Raw genomic sequence first — 16,489 nt, forward strand, 5'->3', positions numbered from 1 at the left:
TCAACATATCTGGCGTTGACTTTTGGCACGCTGTTGAGTTCTCAAGGAACGGACGCTTCCTTTGTACTCACCCTCTCGGGCTTTCCTCCGGGCTTTCGTTCGGTATTTCGTGTTTCCGACTCTATCAGACGCTTTCGTGTCCGACTTCCTCGGCGCTTTCCAGTTCTTCGCTTTCGCGTTTCCCTTTCCGGCGGTTCCGACTTTATCAGAGGTTCTGAGTCGGAATTCCCGCCCCGACCGGGTGGCCCCCGGACGCACCAGTGCGCCGGGCTTCCCGTTCAGGAGGAGTCGCAAACGTACTGGAGCGGAGCGCCTCGATGCAAATCGAGGAGCTCCGCTCCCAGTTGGGCCATCAGACCTCGACGACGACCGGCACGATCATCGGACGCCGGCGGTAGGTGTCGGAGACCCACTTGCCCACCGTGCGGCGGATGAGCTGCTGGATCTGGTGCGTCTCCAGGACGCCGTCCTGGGCCGACTTGGCGATGACCTCTTCCATCCGCGGGACGACCGCGGCGAAGGCCGAGTCGTCGATGCCGGAGCCGCGGGCGTGGATGTTCGGACCGCCCACCACCTTGCCGGTGGCGGTGTCGACGACGACGAAGACCGAGATGAAGCCCTCCTCGCCCAGGATCCGGCGGTCCTTCAGGTGCGTCTCGGTGACGTCGCCGACCGAGAGGCCGTCGACGTACACGTAACCGGCCTGGACCTTGCCGACGATTCTCGCGCGGCCGTCGACCAGGTCGACCACCACGCCGTCCTCGGCGATCACGATGTGGTCCTTGGGGACGCCCGTCAGGGCTCCCAGCTCGGCGTTGGCGCGCAGGTGCCGCCATTCGCCGTGGACCGGCATCAGGTTCTTCGGCTTGCAGATGTTGTAGAAGTACAGCAGCTCGCCGGCCGACGCGTGGCCCGAGACGTGCACCTTGGCGTTGCCCTTGTGGATGACGTTGGCGCCCCAGCGGGTCAGGCCGTTGATCACCCGGTAGACCGCGTTCTCGTTGCCCGGGATGAGCGACGAGGCCAGGATGACGGTGTCGCCCTGGACGATGCGGATCTGGTGGTCGCGATTGGCCATGCGGGACAGGGCGGCCATCGGTTCGCCCTGCGAGCCCGTGCAGACCAGTACGACCTCGTGGTCGGGGAGGTCGTCGAGGGTCTTGACGTCGACCACCAGGCCGGCCGGGACCTTCAGGTAGCCCAGGTCCCGGGCGATGCCCATGTTCCTGACCATCGAGCGCCCGACGAAGGCCACGCGGCGGCCGTATTCGTGGGCGGCGTCGAGGATCTGCTGGATGCGGTGCACGTGGCTGGCGAAGCTGGCCACGATGATGCGCTTCTGGGCGTTCGCGAAGACCGTGCGCAGGACGTTCGAGATGTCCCGCTCGGGCGGGACGAAGCCGGGGACCTCGGCGTTCGTCGAGTCGGAGAGGAGGAGGTCGATGCCCTCCTCGCCGAGCTTGGCGAACGTCGGGAGGTCGGTGAGGCGGCGGTCCAGCGGGAGCTGGTCCATCTTGAAGTCGCCGGTGTGGACGACCATGCCCGCCGGGGTGCGGATGGCGACGGCCAGCGCGTCCGGGATGGAGTGGTTGACCGCCACGAACTCGCAGTCGAAGGGGCCGACGCGCTCGCGGTGGCCCTCGGTGACCTCGAGGGTGTACGGGCGGATGCGGTGCTCCTGGAGCTTCGCCTCGATCAGCGCGAGGGTCAGCTTGGAGCCGATCAGCGGGATGTCCGGCTTCAGGCGGAGCAGGAAGGGGACGCCGCCGATGTGGTCCTCGTGGCCGTGCGTGAGCACGATGCCTTCGATGTCGTCGAGGCGGTCCTTGATGGACGTGAAGTCCGGCAGGATCAGGTCGATGCCCGGCTGCTCCTCCTCGGGGAAGAGCACGCCGCAGTCGACGACGAGCAGGCGGCCGCCGTACTCGAAGACGGTCATGTTCCGGCCGATCTCGCCGAGACCGCCGAGCGGGGTGACGCGCAGACCGCCCTTGGGGAGCTTCGGCGGGGTACCGAGTTCGGGATGCGGATGACTCAAAAGACTCTCCTCACCACACACGCCACGTACCGCTGAGGGCACGTGGCGCGCATGACATTCGTGCACTTGCTGTTGTGTGTGGGATTCCTGCGTATTCAGTTGTGAAGTCTGGTCAGAGGGCCACTCCGCCGGCCGCGAGATCCCGCTTGAGCTGTGCCTCTTCGTCGGGCGTCAGCTCCACCATGGGAAGGCGCAGCGGGCCTGCGGGCAGGCCCTGGAGGGCGAGGGCGGCCTTGGTGGTCATGACGCCCTGGGTGCGGAACATGCCGGTGTAGACCGGGAGCAGCCGCTGGTGGATCTCCGTCGCCTTGCGTACGTCGCCGGCGAGGTGGGCCTCGAGGAGGGCGCGCAGCTCGGGGGTGACCACGTGGCCGACGACCGAGACGAAGCCGACGGCGCCGACGGACAGGAGGGGGAGGTTCAGCATGTCGTCGCCGGAGTACCAGGCGAGGCCGCTCTGGGCGATGGCCCAGCTGGCGCGGCCGAGGTCGCCCTTGGCGTCCTTGTTGGCGACGATGCGCGGGTGCTCGGCCAGCCGGACGAGCGTCTCGGTGTTGATCGGCACGCCGCTGCGGCCCGGGATGTCGTAGAGCATCACGGGGAGCTCGGTGGCGTCGGCGATGGCCGTGAAGTGGCGGAGCAGTCCCTCTTGCGGGGGCTTGTTGTAGTACGGCGTCACGGCGAGCAGGCCGTGCGCGCCGGTGCGCTCGGCGGCGCGGGCCAGCTCGAGGCTGTGCCGGGTGTCGTTGGTGCCGACTCCGGCGACGACGTGGGCCCGGTGTCCGACTGCTTCCAGCACGGCCCGTACGAGGTCGTTTTTCTCCGCGTCGCTGGTGGTCGGCGACTCGCCGGTGGTGCCGTTGACGATCAGCCCGTCGTTGCCGGCGTCCACGAGGTGGGCGGCAAGGCGCTGGGCGCCGTCGAGGTCGAGTGCGCCGTCCGCCGTGAAGGGCGTGACCATGGCGGTGAGGACCCGCCCGAAGGGGGTCTGCGAAGTGGAGATCGGAGCCATGGGTAACACGCTACTCGCTGCTCAACGCGTGGTGTCCCCTCGGGGGAGGTCGGACGTACGGGAAGAGTGGGACCCGGCACTGCCTGCTCGGGGGTTCAAGCAGTACCGGGTCCGTTTGATCAGCCTAGATGAAATTCTCGAACTGCGGCAATACGGACACTTCGGACGGTGGATCCGTACATCTGTCCTCGGGCCCGTCCGCAGGCCCTACGGGGCGACGCGGCCGTTGGCGTTGAAGGCCGCGTAGGTGAGGGGCATGAGCTTGGCCCACTGGGCCTCCATCTGCTCTCCCACCATCTCGATCTCGCGCTGCGGGAAGGAGGGCACCTTAGCCAGCTCGTGCTGGGTGCGCAGGCCGAGGAAGTGCATGAGCGAGCGCGCGTTGCAGGTGGCGTACATGGAGGAGTACAGGCCGACGGGGAGCACCGCGCGGGCGACCTCGCGGGCGACTCCGGCAGCCAGCATCTGCTGGTACGCCTCGTACGCCTGGCGGTAGGAGTCCTCCATCGCGCGGGTCGTGAGCTTCTGCTGCTCCGGGGTGCCCGCGACGAACTCGTACTTGCCGGGACGGCCCTGCTGGACGAGCTTGCGGGACTCTCCGGGGACGTAGAAAACCGGCTCCAGCTCCCTGTAGCGGCCGGATTCCTCGTTGTACGACCATCCGACGCGGTGCCGCATGAACTCGCGGAAGACGAAGATCGGGGCGCTGATGAAGAACGTCATCGAGTTGTGCTCGAAGGGGCTGCCGTGACGGTCGCGCATGAGGTAGTTGATGAGGCCCTTGGAGCGCTCCGGGTCCTTGCTCAGCTCCTCCAGGGACTGCTCGCCGGCGGTCGAGACCCGGGCGGCCCACAGCACGTCGGAGTCGCTGGCGGTGTGCTTGACCAGATCCACCGTGACGTCGCTTCGGAAGTCGGGCTTGGCGGTCTCGGTGGGGGTGCCATCAGGGGTAACAGTCACCGGCGGGTCCTTCCATGTACATCGCTCGGGCGACCCACACTCTACGGGCCGCCACCGACAGCGACGGCCGGTCCGGGCCCGTCGGCGGCCGGGGGACATTGTTCGGCCGATTCAGGGAAATCGGGCACCAAGCGACAGCTTTGTACGTCTGTCCCTGTAGAAGCCCCAGTACCAGATCAAAAAGAGCAAAGGAGTGCGCCCCATGTTGCGCCGGCGAGAGTCCGTCCCCTTCGCATTCGTTGCGGAGGCCGACCGATTCCGCAGTAATGTCACCCCTCCGCCCCCCGAACGTCCGAGCGTCTCCGAGGTCGTCGGACGTACGCTCATCGGTCTCACCGTCGTCGCCGGACTGGTGGGATCGCTGCTCTTCGGGCTTCCCGCCCTCGACCCCGCGCAGGGTCCGGGCGTGACACAGAAATCCGAGGCGGCCGACGGACGGTGACTCGTCCGGGCCCCCTGGGGTGGCCGGGCGAAGACCCGCTGTATAGCCTCACCGGGCACAGCCCAATCGAGCGTGCTGGTGAGTGAGGATCAGTCGTGCCCCTGCCCTTTCTGACGGCCGACCGTGCTTTCGAAGCGCCCGGTGAGGCGTCCGACGACGTCGCGCTGCCCTTCGACGATCACGATCAATGGCGCCGGCCGTACCGCCCCGGCCCCTGGCGGGTGGCGGCGGCAGCCCTGCTGCTGCTCCTCGCGTCCTTCGTCCTGCTGGCCGCGATGGTCATCGCCTTCACCGGGGCGGTACCGGGCGCAGCGGTCTGCATGGGTCTGGCGGTCGTCGTGATCGCCTGCGCGCTGCGGTTGCTGCGCGTGGGCGCCTGGGTCAGCCGGCACGGACTGCGGCGCGTGCGGTTCCTCTCGACGACCACGGTGCCGTGGAGCCGGGCGACGGACGTGCGTACGGTCCAGCAGCCGGTGCGGTGGCTCGGCCTGCCGCGCACGGTGCAGGGGCAGGCCCTCGTACTGGTCGGGCGGGACGGTGAGCGGCTTCAGCTGCTCACCGACCACAACGCGGACTTCCTGTCGCGCGTGGAGGCCTTCGACCGGGCGGCCGACACGGTCGAGGCCTGGGGGGCCGAGTACCGGCCGGTCTGAACCACGGCAGGCATGTGAAAAGGGGGCGTCCGGCCGGACGCCCCCTTTCGCGTGCGCCTACCTGCCCTCGTGGAGGGCGATCGCCCGCTGCATCGCCTTGCGGGCGCGCGGGGTGTCCCGGGCGTCGTGGTAGGCGATGGCCAGACGGAACCAGGACCGCCAGTCGTCGGGGGCGTCCTCGGTCTCCGCGCGGCGGCGGGCGAAGACCTCGTCGGCCGAGTCGCGGTCGATGCGGCCACTGGGCGTACGTACGAGCTCGTCGACGGGCAGGCCGCCCTCGGCGTCCAGCTCGGCGGCCAGCGCGTCCGCCTTGCGGGCGAACCGCGTGGTGTGCCAGAGGAACCACATGCCGATCGCGGGGAGGATCAGCACCGCGACGCCGAAGGTGACGGTGAGGACGGTGCCTTCCCGGATGAGGAAGTACCCGCGGCTGCCGGCCAGGACGAAGTAGACGACCAGGACGGCGGCGAGGACGAAGTACGTGATCTTTGCGCGCATGGTTCTCGCTGCCGTCAGCTCAGGTCGAGGAAGTTTTCCAGGCCGAAGGTGAGGCCGGGAGTGGTCACCACGCGGCGCGCGCCGAGCAGGATGCCCGGCATGAAGCTGCTGTGGTGCAGGGAGTCGTGCCGGATCGTCAGGGTCTCGCCCTCGCCGCCGAGGAGCACTTCCTGGTGGGCGAGGAGACCGCGCAGGCGGATCGCGTGCACGGGCACGCCGTCCACGTCCGCGCCGCGGGCGCCGTCGAGCGCCGTGGTCGTGGCGTCCGGCTGGGGGGCGCTGCCGGCCTCGGCGCGCGCCGCCGCGATGAGCTGGGCGGTGCGGGTGGCGGTGCCCGAGGGGGCGTCGGCCTTGTTCGGGTGGTGCAGCTCGACGACCTCGACGGATTCGAAGTACGGGGCCGCCTGCTGGGCGAACTTCATAGTCAGGACCGCGCCGATGGAGAAGTTCGGCGCGATGAGCACGCCGGTCTCCGGGAAGGTCGCCAGCCAGGAGCGGAGCTGCGCGAGACGTTCGTCGGTCCAGCCGGTGGTGCCGACGACGGCGTGGATGCCGTGGCGTACGCAGAAGTCGAGGTTGCCCATCACCGACGCGGGGGTGGTGAGCTCGACGACGACCTGGGCGTCGGCCTCGACGAGGGCTTCCAGCTTGTCGCCCCGGCTCAGCGCCGCCACCAGTTCCATGTCTTCCGCGGCCTCGACGGCCCGTACGGCCTCGGAGCCGATACGGCCCCTGGCACCGAGAACGGCCACGCGCAGCTTGCTCATTGCTTGCTTCTTTCTGGAGGGCTCTAGGCGACTGATTCGTGCAGGCGGTCCGCCTGTTTGTCCTTGAGCGGACCGATGACCGACAGCGACGGCCGGTGGCCCAGGACGTCGGCGGCCACCTCCCGTACCTCGTCGGGCGTCACTGCCGCCATCCGGGCGAGCATGTCGTCGACGGAGATGTGGTCGCCCCAGGCCAGCTCGCTCTTGCCGATGCGGTTCATGAGGGCGCCGGTGTCCTCCAGGCCGAGGACCGTGGAGCCGGAGAGCTGGCCGACGGCGCGGTCGATCTCCTCGTCGGGCAGACCGTCCGCGGCGACCTTCTCGAGCTCGTCGCGGCAGATCTTCAGGACATCGTGGACCTGGGCGGGCCGGCAGCCCGCGTACACGCCGAAGAGTCCGCAGTCGGCGAAGCTCGACGTGTACGAGTACACGCTGTAGGCCAGGCCGCGCTTCTCCCGCACCTCCTGGAAGAGGCGGGACGACATGCCGCCGCCGAGGGCCGTGTTCAGTACGCCGAGCGCCCAGCGGCGGTCGTCGGTGCGGGACAGGCCCGGCATGCCGAGGACGACGTGCGCCTGCTCGGTCCTGCGGTTCAGGTGCTCGACGCGGCCGGCGGTGCGGATCACGCGGGAGCCGTCGCGCGGGTCGAGCGGGACCGCGTCCGTGCGGGACAGGGCGCCGGCCCGTTCGAAGGCCCTGCGGACCTGGCGTACGACAGTGGCGTGGTCGACGTTGCCCGCGGCCGCGACGACGAGGTGCGTCGGGTCGTAGTGCTTCTTGTAGAAGCGGCGGATGCGGTCCGCGGACAGCCCCTCGACGGTGTCGACGGTGCCGAGGACCGGACGGCCCAGCGGGGTGTCGCCGAACATGGTCTTCGCGAACAGGTCGTGGACCACGTCGCCCGGGTCGTCCTCGGTCATCGCGATCTCTTCGAGGATGACGCCGCGCTCGGCGTCCACGTCCTCGGCCCTGATCAGGGACCCCGTCAGCATGTCGCAGACGATGTCGATGGCGAGGGGGAGATCGGTGTCCAGTACACGGGCGTAGTAGCACGTGTACTCCTTCGCCGTGAAGGCGTTCATCTCGCCGCCGACCGCGTCGATCGCGGAGGAGATGTCGAGGGCGCTGCGCTTCTCGGTCCCCTTGAAGAGCAGGTGCTCGAGGTAGTGCGTGGCGCCGTTCAGCGAGGGCGTCTCGTCGCGGGAGCCGACGTGCGCCCAGATGCCGAAGGTGGCGGATCGTACGGAGGGCAGGGTCTCGGTGACGACGCGCAGACCACCGGGGAGGGTGGTCCTGCGGACGGTGCCGATGCCGTTGCGGCCCTTGAGCAGCGTTTGGGTACGGGCGACGGCCCGCCCCTCCGAGGAGGTGCGGGCCGTCGTCACGGAACTACGGGATGTCACTGGTCGGCGTCGGCCTTCTGGTCGGCGTCCGTGCCCTCTTCGCCCTCGATCACGGGGACGAGGGAGAGCTTGCCGCGGGAGTCGATCTCGGCGATCTCGACCTGGACCTTCTGGCCCACACCGAGCACGTCCTCGACGTTCTCCACACGCTTGCCGCCGGCGAGCTTGCGGATCTGCGAGATGTGCAGCAGACCGTCCTTGCCGGGCATCAGGGAGACGAAGGCACCGAAGGTGGTGGTCTTGACGACCGTACCCAGGTAGCGCTCGCCGACCTCCGGCATGGTCGGGTTCGCGATCGCGTTGATCGTCGCGCGGGCCGCCTCGGCCTGCGAGCCGACCTGGGCACCGATGTAGATGGTGCCGTCGTCCTCGATCGTGATGTCCGCGCCGGTGTCCTCCTGGATCTGGTTGATCATCTTGCCCTTGGGGCCGATGACCTCGCCGATCTTGTCCACGGGGATCTTGACGGTGATGATCCGCGGGGCGTTGGGGGACATCTCGTCCGGCGTGTCGATCGCTTCCATCATCACGTCGAGGATGTGGAGGCGGGCGTCGCGGGCCTGCTTGAGGGCCGCGGCCAGGACGGAGGCCGGGATGCCGTCCAGCTTGGTGTCGAGCTGGAGGGCGGTGACGAATTCCTTCGTACCGGCGACCTTGAAGTCCATGTCGCCGAACGCGTCCTCGGCGCCGAGGATGTCCGTGAGGGCGACGTAGTGCGTCTTGCCGTCGATCTCCTGCGAGATCAGGCCCATGGCGATACCGGCGACGGGGGCCTTGAGGGGCACACCGGCGTTCAGCAGCGACATGGTGGAGGCGCAGACCGAGCCCATGGACGTCGAGCCGTTGGAGCCGAGAGCCTCGGACACCTGGCGGATCGCGTAGGGGAACTCCTCGCGCGTCGGCAGCACCGGCACGATGGCGCGCTCGGCGAGCGCGCCGTGGCCGATCTCGCGGCGCTTGGGCGAGCCCACGCGGCCGGTCTCACCGACGGAGTACGGCGGGAAGTTGTAGTTGTGCATGTAGCGCTTGCGGGTCACCGGGGAAAGGGTGTCCAGCTGCTGCTCCATACGGAGCATGTTGAGGGTGGTGACGCCCAGGATCTGGGTCTCGCCACGCTCGAACAGCGCCGAGCCGTGCACGCGCGGGATGGCCTCGACCTCGGCGGCCAGCGTACGGATGTCCGTGACGCCGCGGCCGTCGATGCGGACCTTGTCCTTGATGACGCGCTCGCGGACCAGGTGCTTGGTCAGCGCGCGGTACGCACCGGAGATCTCCTTCTCGCGACCCTCGAACTGCGGGAGCAGCTTCTCGGCGGCGATCTCCTTGATGCGGTCCAGCTCGGCCTCGCGGTCCTGCTTGCCGGCGATGGTGAGCGCCTGGGCGAGCTCGGACTTGACGGCGGCGGTGAGCGCCTCCAGCACGTCGTCCTGGTACTCGAGGAAGACCGGGAAGTCGCCGGTGGGCTTGGCGGCCTTGGCGGCGAGGTCCGACTGGGCCTTGCAGAGGACCTTGATGAACGGCTTCGCGGCCTCGAGACCGGCGGCGACGATCTCCTCGGTCGGGGCGTCGGCGCCGTCCTTGACGAGCTGGATCGTCTTCTCGGTGGCCTCGGCCTCGACCATCATGATCGCGACGTCGCCGTCCTCCAGGACGCGACCGGCGACGACCATGTCGAAGACGGCGTCCTCGAGCTCGGTGTGCGTCGGGAAGGCGACCCACTGGCCCTTGATCAGCGCGACACGGGTGCCGCCGATCGGGCCGGAGAAGGGCAGGCCGGCCAACTGCGTGGAGCAGGAGGCGGCGTTGATCGCGACCACGTCGTACAGGTGGTCGGGGTTGAGCGCCATGATCGTCTCGACGATCTGGATCTCGTTGCGCAGGCCCTTCTTGAAGGAGGGGCGCAGCGGGCGGTCGATCAGGCGGCAGGTGAGGACGGCGTCCTCGGAGGGCCGGCCCTCACGACGGAAGAAGGAGCCGGGGATCTTTCCGGCTGCGTACATCCGCTCCTCGACGTCCACCGTGAGGGGGAAGAAGTCGAGCTGGTCCTTGGGCTTCTTGGAAGCGGTGGTGGCCGACAGCACCATGGTGTCGTCGTCCAGGTACGCCACGGCGGAGCCGGCGGCCTGCTTGGCGAGGCGGCCCGTCTCGAAGCGGATGGTGCGGGTGCCGAAGGAACCGTTGTCAATGACGGCCTCGGCGTAGTGGGTCTCGTTCTCCACTAGCGTTATCTCCGATACTTTTCGTCTTTCGTCCCCGTCGCCCGTGTGGCGGGGGGACAGTGGCGGAGAAGCGCTTCAGCTGCGGGCCGGTCTTCGATCGAAGACCCCGGTGTCGATGTGCTCCGGGGGCCACTACCGAGGACCGGCGGCGTGGAAGCCGCTTCTCGCTCGTTCTGTGTTCCGTTGTACGACCAGACTACTGAGCGTCCGGTACGTCATGCACGTACAGCAAAGGGAGCGGTCCCCTGGAAGTGGGGTACCGCTCCCTTCACGACGTCCGTCTTACTTGGCGCCGCCGGCCGCGCCACGGCGGATACCGAGGCGGTCGACCAGGGCACGGAAGCGCTGGATGTCCTTCTTGGCCAGGTACTGCAGCAGGCGGCGGCGCTGGCCGACCAGGATCAGCAGACCGCGACGCGAGTGGTGGTCGTGCTTGTGCGTCTTCAGGTGCTCGGTGAGGTCCGAGATCCGGCGCGAAAGCATGGCGACCTGGACCTCGGGGGAGCCGGTGTCGCCTTCCTTCTGAGCGAACTCGGTCATGATCTGCTTCTTCGTAGCGGCGTCGAGCGGCACGCGTACTCCTCTTGGTCTTCGTATTGCCATCGAGTGCCCCAGGTCGAATTCTCTGGGGAGCTTCCGTTACTCGGGAGGCGGGGATCCGCTGGGCGCAGCCTCCGGAGGTCCGGGGGCGCATACACAAGCGGCCGTCATGCAGCTTACCAGCAAGTGCGAGCGCCCCTTGACAGCGGGCGACGGCGGTCCGTGCGGGTCAGAAACCGCCGCGGACCTCGGCGTACACGTCGAGCACCGCCAGGCAGATCGGGATCAGGGAGAGCAGGACCAGCGAGTCGGCCAGGTCGAGCATGCGGCCCCAGAAGGGCGACAGCCCCTTCTGGGGAACGATCAGCGCGATCGCGATCAGGAGCATCGCACCGGCGGCGACCGAGGCGCCCAGCCACAGGGTCCGTACGTCGACGGCCGAGGAGTCGCCCCGGGCGAGCTCGACGAGGATCTCCATGGGGGGTGAGATCGCGAGGCCGAGGATCAGCAGGCCCATGGTGAGGACGCCGGCCACGAGCAGGCAGGTGACCTGTGCGGTGTAGCGGAACAGGCGCGCACGCAGCATCGCGGCCAGCGCGGTGACCAGGGCCATGAGCTGGGCCCAGCCGCTGTCGCTGAAGCCGAGCACCGCTCCGCCGGCGCCGAGGATGACGACGGCGCAGCCGCCGACGAGGCCGAGCAGCAGCTCGTGGCCGCGGCTGGTCTGGGCGACGATGCGCTGTACGTCGACGGCCTCCAGGCTGCCCTCCTGGCCCTCGCGGCGGGCCCTGGCCAGGTCCTCGGGGTTGCGGAAGCCGATCGGCAGCTTGGCGAAGCGGGCCGACCAGCCCGGCAGGAAGCCGACGACGGCCAGGGCGACGACCGAGGTGGCGGCGGCGATCTCGCGGGGCTGCGCCTCGGTGAGCACTCCGCCGAAAGCGGCGAGGGTGCCGATCGCGGCGGCCAGTGCCGCGGCGACGAACGGGGCGTCGCCCTGCGGCAGCAGCATGATCAGCACGACGGAGAAGATGAGCACGGCGACGCAGCCGACGAGGAACTGCAGCCGGCCGGGGCCCTCGCCCGCGTCCTGCGGGATGACGCCGGAGCCCGCGATGAGCGCGTGCGGCAGAGCGGCGATGCCCAGGGCGACGGCGGAGGCCCTGTCGTCGTACACCCGGCCGCGCACGCCGGCGAGGGCGGTCAGAGTCAGGGCGACGACGCCGGCGACGATGCCCTGGAGGCCGTGCATGTCGTGCCGGATCGGGTCGGCGAACCAGAAGACGAAGCCGAGCATCGCCAGCAGCAGCACGCCGGAGACGAGGCCGGCGACCCGCATCAGGTTGTCGTTCCAGCCGCGCAGGTCCTGCTTGACGGCGGTGGCGACCGCGTCGACGACGTCGTCGTGGACGGCCGGCGGCAGCGAGTCGGCGAACGTGCGCAGCAGCAGCACCTCACCGTCCCTGACGCGGTGTTCCAGCAACGAACGGCTCGCGTCGAGGACATGACCGTCGCGGCGAACGAGGTGGTAGCCGGCGAGGCTGCCGTCCGGCTGGGCCATTCCCGAGAGCCTGACGATCTCCGGGTAGATGTCCTGGATCGGCAGGTCCTCCGGCAGCGCCACATCGATTCGGCTGTCCGGCGCTGCGACGGTGACTCGGCAGAAACCCGTCGATGTGCCCGTGCTCACCTGGTAGTTCCCCCTGCTAGACAAGCTTCTCTGCGCCGCTCGTACGACGCGGAGCGCCACCTTATCGTCCACTCACGGGGGTACAGGGCCCGCCTCCCTCATTCCTCCTCGCACTCCCCCGCATCTCCACGCTCCTGCCTCTCTGCGGTCGCGGGCGTGACAGTAGGATCAGCGGCTACGCGTGCCTGCTTTTCGGGCCGGGGGTCCGGGGGTTGCACCCGGGAAGAAAACACAGCAATCGCGAAGGATGAGTGCATCGGTGAGCGTCGTCATCATCAAACGGCAGCCGCGGATCCAGCCGCCTGCTGTCCCGGACGGCGAGGTCAAGCTGGAGTCGCCGCCAGAGATTCCGCGGGAGGGCGACGACAGTGTGCTGATGAACCTGCTGCCGATGATGGGCATGCTGGGTTCTGTCGGCTTCTTCTTCATGCCCAACCTTCCCTCTTACATGCGGGTGGTCGGCGGGCTCATGCTGGCCTCGACCCTCGCCATGGGCATCGCCCAGTTCGTCAAGTCCCGGCAGGGCGGCGGCGCGGGGATGGCGCAGGACCGGCGCGACTACTTCCGATACCTGGAGCAGGTCCGCAAGGACGTGCACAAGACGGCCGAACTCCAGCGCCGTACGCAGCTCTTCCAGCACCCGGACCCGGACCAGCTGTGGGCGGTGGCGGCGGACGGCAAGCGCCTGTGGGAACGCCGCCCGACCGACGCCGACTTCGCGTCCGTACGCATGGGGCTCGGCAGCCAGCAGCTGGCAACTCCCCTGGCCGCGCCGGAGACCGCCCCGAAGGAGGAGCTGGAGCCGCTGACGGCGGCGGCCATGAAGGCCTTCCTCGACGCGCACGGCAGCCTGGCCGATCTGCCGGTGTCCGTCTCGCTGCGCGCCTTCTACCACGTGGCGGTGGCCGGGGACACCGAGACCGTCTACGGCAACGCCCGTGCGGCGATCGCGCAGCTGGCGACGCTGCACTCCCCCGAAGACCTGATGATCGCCGTGGTGGCGCACCCCTCGGCCGCCGCGGACTGGGACTGGATCAAGTGGCTGCCGCACAGCCAGCACCCGAAGGCCAAGGACGGCGCGGGCTCGGCCCGGCTGCTGTTCGACGACCTCGGTGAGCTGGAGGAGGCGCTGGAGGACCAGCTCGCCGACCGGCCGCGCTGGAACCGGGACGCGAACCCCGTGTACGACCAGCCGCACCTGATCGTGGTGCTCGACGGCGGCACCGTTCCGCCCGACTCGGGGCTGGCCGGCGCCGAGGGACTGCAGGGCGTCACGTTCCTGGAGATAGCGCCCGGTGAGCTGGAGGACGAGCTGCGCGGCGGTCTTACGGCGCACGTGAAGCCGGACCGCATGAAGCTGTACGTGGGCCACGAGTCGGCGTACAGCGGCAAGCCCGACGTGCTGAGCCAGGAGCAGGCCGAGTCGCTGGCCCGCCAGCTCGCGGCCTTCCGTGTCGGCACCGCCGAGGAGGGCGAACCCCTCCTGTCCAACCTGGACTTCACCGATCTGATGGGGATCGGCGACGCGGGTTCGGTCGACGTCTCGCGCACCTGGCGTCCGCGCACGCTGCACGAGCGGCTGCGGGTGCCGATCGGTGTCGGCGAGAACGGCGAGCCGGTCATGCTCGACCTCAAGGAGGCGTCGCAGGAGGGCATGGGCCCGCACGGCCTGTGCGTCGGCGCTACCGGCTCCGGCAAGTCCGAGGTGCTGCGCACGCTGGTGCTCGGTCTCGCGGTGACGCACTCCTCGGAGACGCTGAACTTCATCCTCGCGGACTTCAAGGGCGGCGCGACCTTCGCGGGCATGGTCGACATGCCGCACACCGCGGCCGTCATCACCAACCTGGCGGACGACCTGACGCTCGTCGACCGCATGCGCGACTCGATCATGGGTGAGATGCAGCGCCGCCAGGAGCTGCTGCGTACGGCCGGCAACTACGCGAACATCCACGACTACGAGAAGGCGCGGGCGGCCGGCGCCGCGCTCGAGCCGCTGGCCTCTCTGGTCATCGTGCTCGACGAGTTCTCCGAACTCCTCACCGCCAAGCCCGACTTCATCGACATGTTCATCCAGATCGGCCGCATCGGCCGTTCGCTGGGTGTGCACCTGCTGCTCGCCTCGCAGCGTCTGGAGGAGGGCAAGCTGCGGGGTCTGGACACGTACCTGTCGTACCGGATCGGTCTGCGCACCTTCTCCGCCGCCGAGTCGCGCACGGCGATCGGCGTCCCGGACGCGTACCACCTGCCGTCGATTCCGGGCTCCGGTTATCTGCGGTACGACACCGACACCATGGTCCGCTTCAAGGCGGCGTACGTGTCGGGTCCGTACCACGGCGAGGGTCCGTCGCGTGTGCACCGCTCCACCCAGCTGCGGCCCGCGCTGTTCACGGCGCAGCACGTGGCGCTGCCGCCGCAGCCGGTGGTCGAGGAGCCGGAGGCCGGGAACCGGGTCGACGACGCGCTCGCGGACACCGTGCTCGACGTGATCGTCGCCAAGATGGAGAACCAGGGGCCGCCGGCGCACCAGGTGTGGCTGCCGCCGCTGGAGGAGGCGCCGTCGCTGGAGCAGCTGCTGCCCGCGCTGGCCGTCACTGCGGAGCGCGGTCTGACCGCGCCGGAGTACACGGCGCTCGGGCGGCTCAACGTGCCGGTCGGTCTGGTGGACAAGCCGTTCGAGCAGCGGCGCGACGTGCTGTACCGGGACTTCTCCGGCGGTGCTGGCCACGGTCTGTTCGTGGGCGGTCCGCAGTCCGGCAAGTCGACTCTGCTGCGTACGCTCATCTCGTCGTTCGCCTTCACGCACACGCCGAGCGAAGTGCAGTTCTACTGCCTGGACTTCGGTGGTGGCGGTCTGATCGCGATGGAGGATCTGGCGCACGTCGGCGGGGTCGCGAACCGGCTCGACGGCGAGAAGGTCCGGCGCACGGTCAGCGAGGTCGAGGGCATCCTCAACGCGCGTGAGGAGTACTTCCGCGCGAACAACGTGGACTCGATCCAGACGTACCGGCAGCGCCGGGCGGCGGGTCAGCTGCCCGACCAGCCGTGGGGTGACGTCTTCCTCGTCATCGACGGCTGGGCGACGTTCAAGACGGACTACGAGATGCTCGAAGCGAGCATCACGGACATGGCGATGCGCGGTCTCGGCTTCGGTGTCCACGTGATCCTGACCGCGAGCCGCTACACCGAGGTGCGGCCGGCTCTCAAGGACATGCTGCAGAACCGCATCGAGCTGCGGCTCGGCGACCCGACGGAGTCGGAGATCGACCGCAAGGTGGCGCAGAACGTGCCCGCGTCCGTACCGGGCCGCGGTCTGAGCCCGGACAAGCTGCACTTCATGACGGCGCTGCCGCGGGTCGACGGCTCCTCGGAGACGGAGGACCTGGCGGAGGCCACGGCCGTGCTCATCCGGGGCATCAACGAGAACTGGCAGGGCAACCCGGCTCCGGCGGTGCGGCTGCTGCCGAGGATCCTGGAGGCGGAGCGGCTGCCGAAGGGGTTCGAGCACCCGGACCGCGGTGTCGCGTTCGGCATCGACGAGTCGGCGCTCGCGCCGGTGTTCATCGACTTCGAGACGGACCCGCACTTCATCGTGTTCGGTGAGAGCGAGTCCGGTAAGTCCTCCGTGCTGCGGCTGCTCATCAAGCAGATCACCGAGCGCTACACGCCCGAGCAGGCGAAGATCGTCATGGGTGACTACCGGCGTGCGCACCTGGAGGCCGTACCGGACTCGCACCTGTCGCGCTACTGCGCGTCCGCCCCGGCGCTCACGGAGACGCTGGAGGGCCTGGCGGGCTCGCTCAGCCGCCGCATGCCGGGGCCGGACGTGACGCCGGAGCAGCTGCGCAACCGGAGCTGGTACAACAGCCCGGACGCGTACGTCATCATCGACGACTACGACCTGGTGGCGACCGGGATGAACCCGCTGTCGCCGCTGGTGGAGTACCTGCCGTACGCCCGTGACGTGGGCCTGCACGTCATCATCGCGCGCTCGGCGGGCGGCGCCAGCCGGTCGCTGTACGAGCCGGTGATGCAGCGGCTGCGGGAGCTCGGGGCGCAGGGTCTGGTGATGTCCGGCGACCGGTCGGAGGGCGCGCTGCTCGGCAGCATCACGCCGTCGCAGCTGCCCCCGGGGCGCGGGTACTTCCACACGCGGCGCAGGAGCGGACAGATGGTGCAGGTGGGGTGGCTGCCTTCGCGGTTCTGAACGGCTGCGGCTGTGCGCGTGTGACGGGAGGGGCGGAGTGTGACGAGAGGGGCGGCGGCCGGTGGG

General features: G+C 69.2%; 12 protein-coding genes. 3 read left to right on the forward strand and 9 right to left on the reverse strand.

The features are described from left to right. Positions 1 to 352: 352 nt before the first annotated feature. The 3 genes from AC07FK_RS00005 to thyX all read right to left on the reverse strand — a co-directional run bounded on the left by AC07FK_RS00005 (position 353) and on the right by thyX (position 4,010). A complete protein-coding gene (locus AC07FK_RS00005; RefSeq protein WP_479101119.1) occupies positions 353 to 2,038 on the reverse strand; it encodes a ribonuclease J in 1,686 nt (561 codons plus the stop codon). Positions 2,039 to 2,150: 112 nt separating this feature from the next. Then, positions 2,151 to 3,050 carry a 4-hydroxy-tetrahydrodipicolinate synthase gene (gene dapA, locus AC07FK_RS00010; RefSeq protein WP_453406270.1) on the reverse strand — a complete coding sequence of 300 codons (900 nt, stop codon included), beginning with the start codon at positions 3,048 to 3,050 and terminating at the stop codon, positions 2,151 to 2,153. A gap of 207 nt (positions 3,051 to 3,257) precedes the next feature. Then, positions 3,258 to 4,010: an FAD-dependent thymidylate synthase gene (gene thyX, locus AC07FK_RS00015; protein WP_479101121.1), complete on the reverse strand. Its 753-nt coding sequence runs from the start codon at positions 4,008 to 4,010 to the stop codon at positions 3,258 to 3,260. Positions 4,011 to 4,212: 202 nt separating this feature from the next. Between thyX and AC07FK_RS00020 the strand changes: the two genes are divergently transcribed. Together AC07FK_RS00020 and AC07FK_RS00025 are read left to right on the forward strand one after the other, a co-directional pair. After that, positions 4,213 to 4,452, forward strand: coding sequence for a hypothetical protein (locus AC07FK_RS00020; RefSeq protein ID WP_138895371.1), 240 nt, complete (start codon positions 4,213 to 4,215; stop codon positions 4,450 to 4,452). A gap of 95 nt (positions 4,453 to 4,547) precedes the next feature. Further along, complete coding sequence (locus tag AC07FK_RS00025) at positions 4,548 to 5,105, forward strand: hypothetical protein (protein WP_479101123.1); 558 nt, start codon at positions 4,548 to 4,550, stop codon at positions 5,103 to 5,105. Between the two features lie 57 nt (positions 5,106 to 5,162). Here AC07FK_RS00025 and AC07FK_RS00030 read toward each other — a convergent pair whose 3' ends face one another. The 6 genes from AC07FK_RS00030 to eccD all read right to left on the reverse strand — a co-directional run bounded on the left by AC07FK_RS00030 (position 5,163) and on the right by eccD (position 12,219). Beyond that, complete coding sequence (locus AC07FK_RS00030) at positions 5,163 to 5,603, reverse strand: hypothetical protein (protein WP_479101126.1); 441 nt, start codon at positions 5,601 to 5,603, stop codon at positions 5,163 to 5,165. Between the two features lie 14 nt (positions 5,604 to 5,617). Then, positions 5,618 to 6,370: a 4-hydroxy-tetrahydrodipicolinate reductase gene (gene dapB / locus AC07FK_RS00035; protein ID WP_479101128.1), complete on the reverse strand. Its 753-nt coding sequence runs from the start codon at positions 6,368 to 6,370 to the stop codon at positions 5,618 to 5,620. Between the two features lie 23 nt (positions 6,371 to 6,393). Next, positions 6,394 to 7,773 (reverse strand): M16 family metallopeptidase, encoded by a 1,380-nt coding sequence (locus tag AC07FK_RS00040; RefSeq protein ID WP_479101129.1) that lies wholly within the window; start codon positions 7,771 to 7,773, stop codon positions 6,394 to 6,396. Continuing rightward, entirely contained in the window at positions 7,770 to 9,992 is a 2,223-nt protein-coding gene (locus tag AC07FK_RS00045; protein WP_479101131.1) for a polyribonucleotide nucleotidyltransferase, read from the reverse strand. The genes AC07FK_RS00040 and AC07FK_RS00045 overlap by 4 nt, the downstream gene beginning before the upstream one ends. Before the next feature lie 282 nt (positions 9,993 to 10,274). Next, positions 10,275 to 10,565, reverse strand: a complete 291-nt coding sequence (rpsO, locus tag AC07FK_RS00050; protein WP_018551846.1) for a 30S ribosomal protein S15 — start codon at positions 10,563 to 10,565, stop codon at positions 10,275 to 10,277. A gap of 196 nt (positions 10,566 to 10,761) precedes the next feature. After that, positions 10,762 to 12,219 carry a type VII secretion integral membrane protein EccD gene (gene eccD / locus AC07FK_RS00055; RefSeq protein WP_479101133.1) on the reverse strand — a complete coding sequence of 486 codons (1,458 nt, stop codon included), beginning with the start codon at positions 12,217 to 12,219 and terminating at the stop codon, positions 10,762 to 10,764. A 259-nt stretch (positions 12,220 to 12,478) separates the two neighbouring features. Between eccD and eccCa the strand changes: the two genes are divergently transcribed. Further along, complete coding sequence (gene eccCa, locus AC07FK_RS00060) at positions 12,479 to 16,423, forward strand: type VII secretion protein EccCa (protein WP_479101135.1); 3,945 nt, start codon at positions 12,479 to 12,481, stop codon at positions 16,421 to 16,423. Positions 16,424 to 16,489: the final 66 nt, after the last annotated feature.

Source organism: Streptomyces sp. NPDC046122 (genome assembly GCF_056429965.1).

Bases quoted from the DNA above. Each gene is read 5' to 3' on its own strand.
- dapA (WP_453406270.1), bottom strand. From the start codon at position 3,050: ATGGCTCCGATCTCCACTTCGCAGACCCCCTTCGGGCGGGTCCTCACC.
- AC07FK_RS00020 (WP_138895371.1), top strand. From the start codon at position 4,213: ATGTTGCGCCGGCGAGAGTCCGTCCCCTTCGCATTCGTTGCGGAGGCC.
- AC07FK_RS00030 (WP_479101126.1), bottom strand. From the start codon at position 5,603: ATGCGCGCAAAGATCACGTACTTCGTCCTCGCCGCCGTCCTGGTCGTC.
- dapB (WP_479101128.1), bottom strand. From the start codon at position 6,370: ATGAGCAAGCTGCGCGTGGCCGTTCTCGGTGCCAGGGGCCGTATCGGC.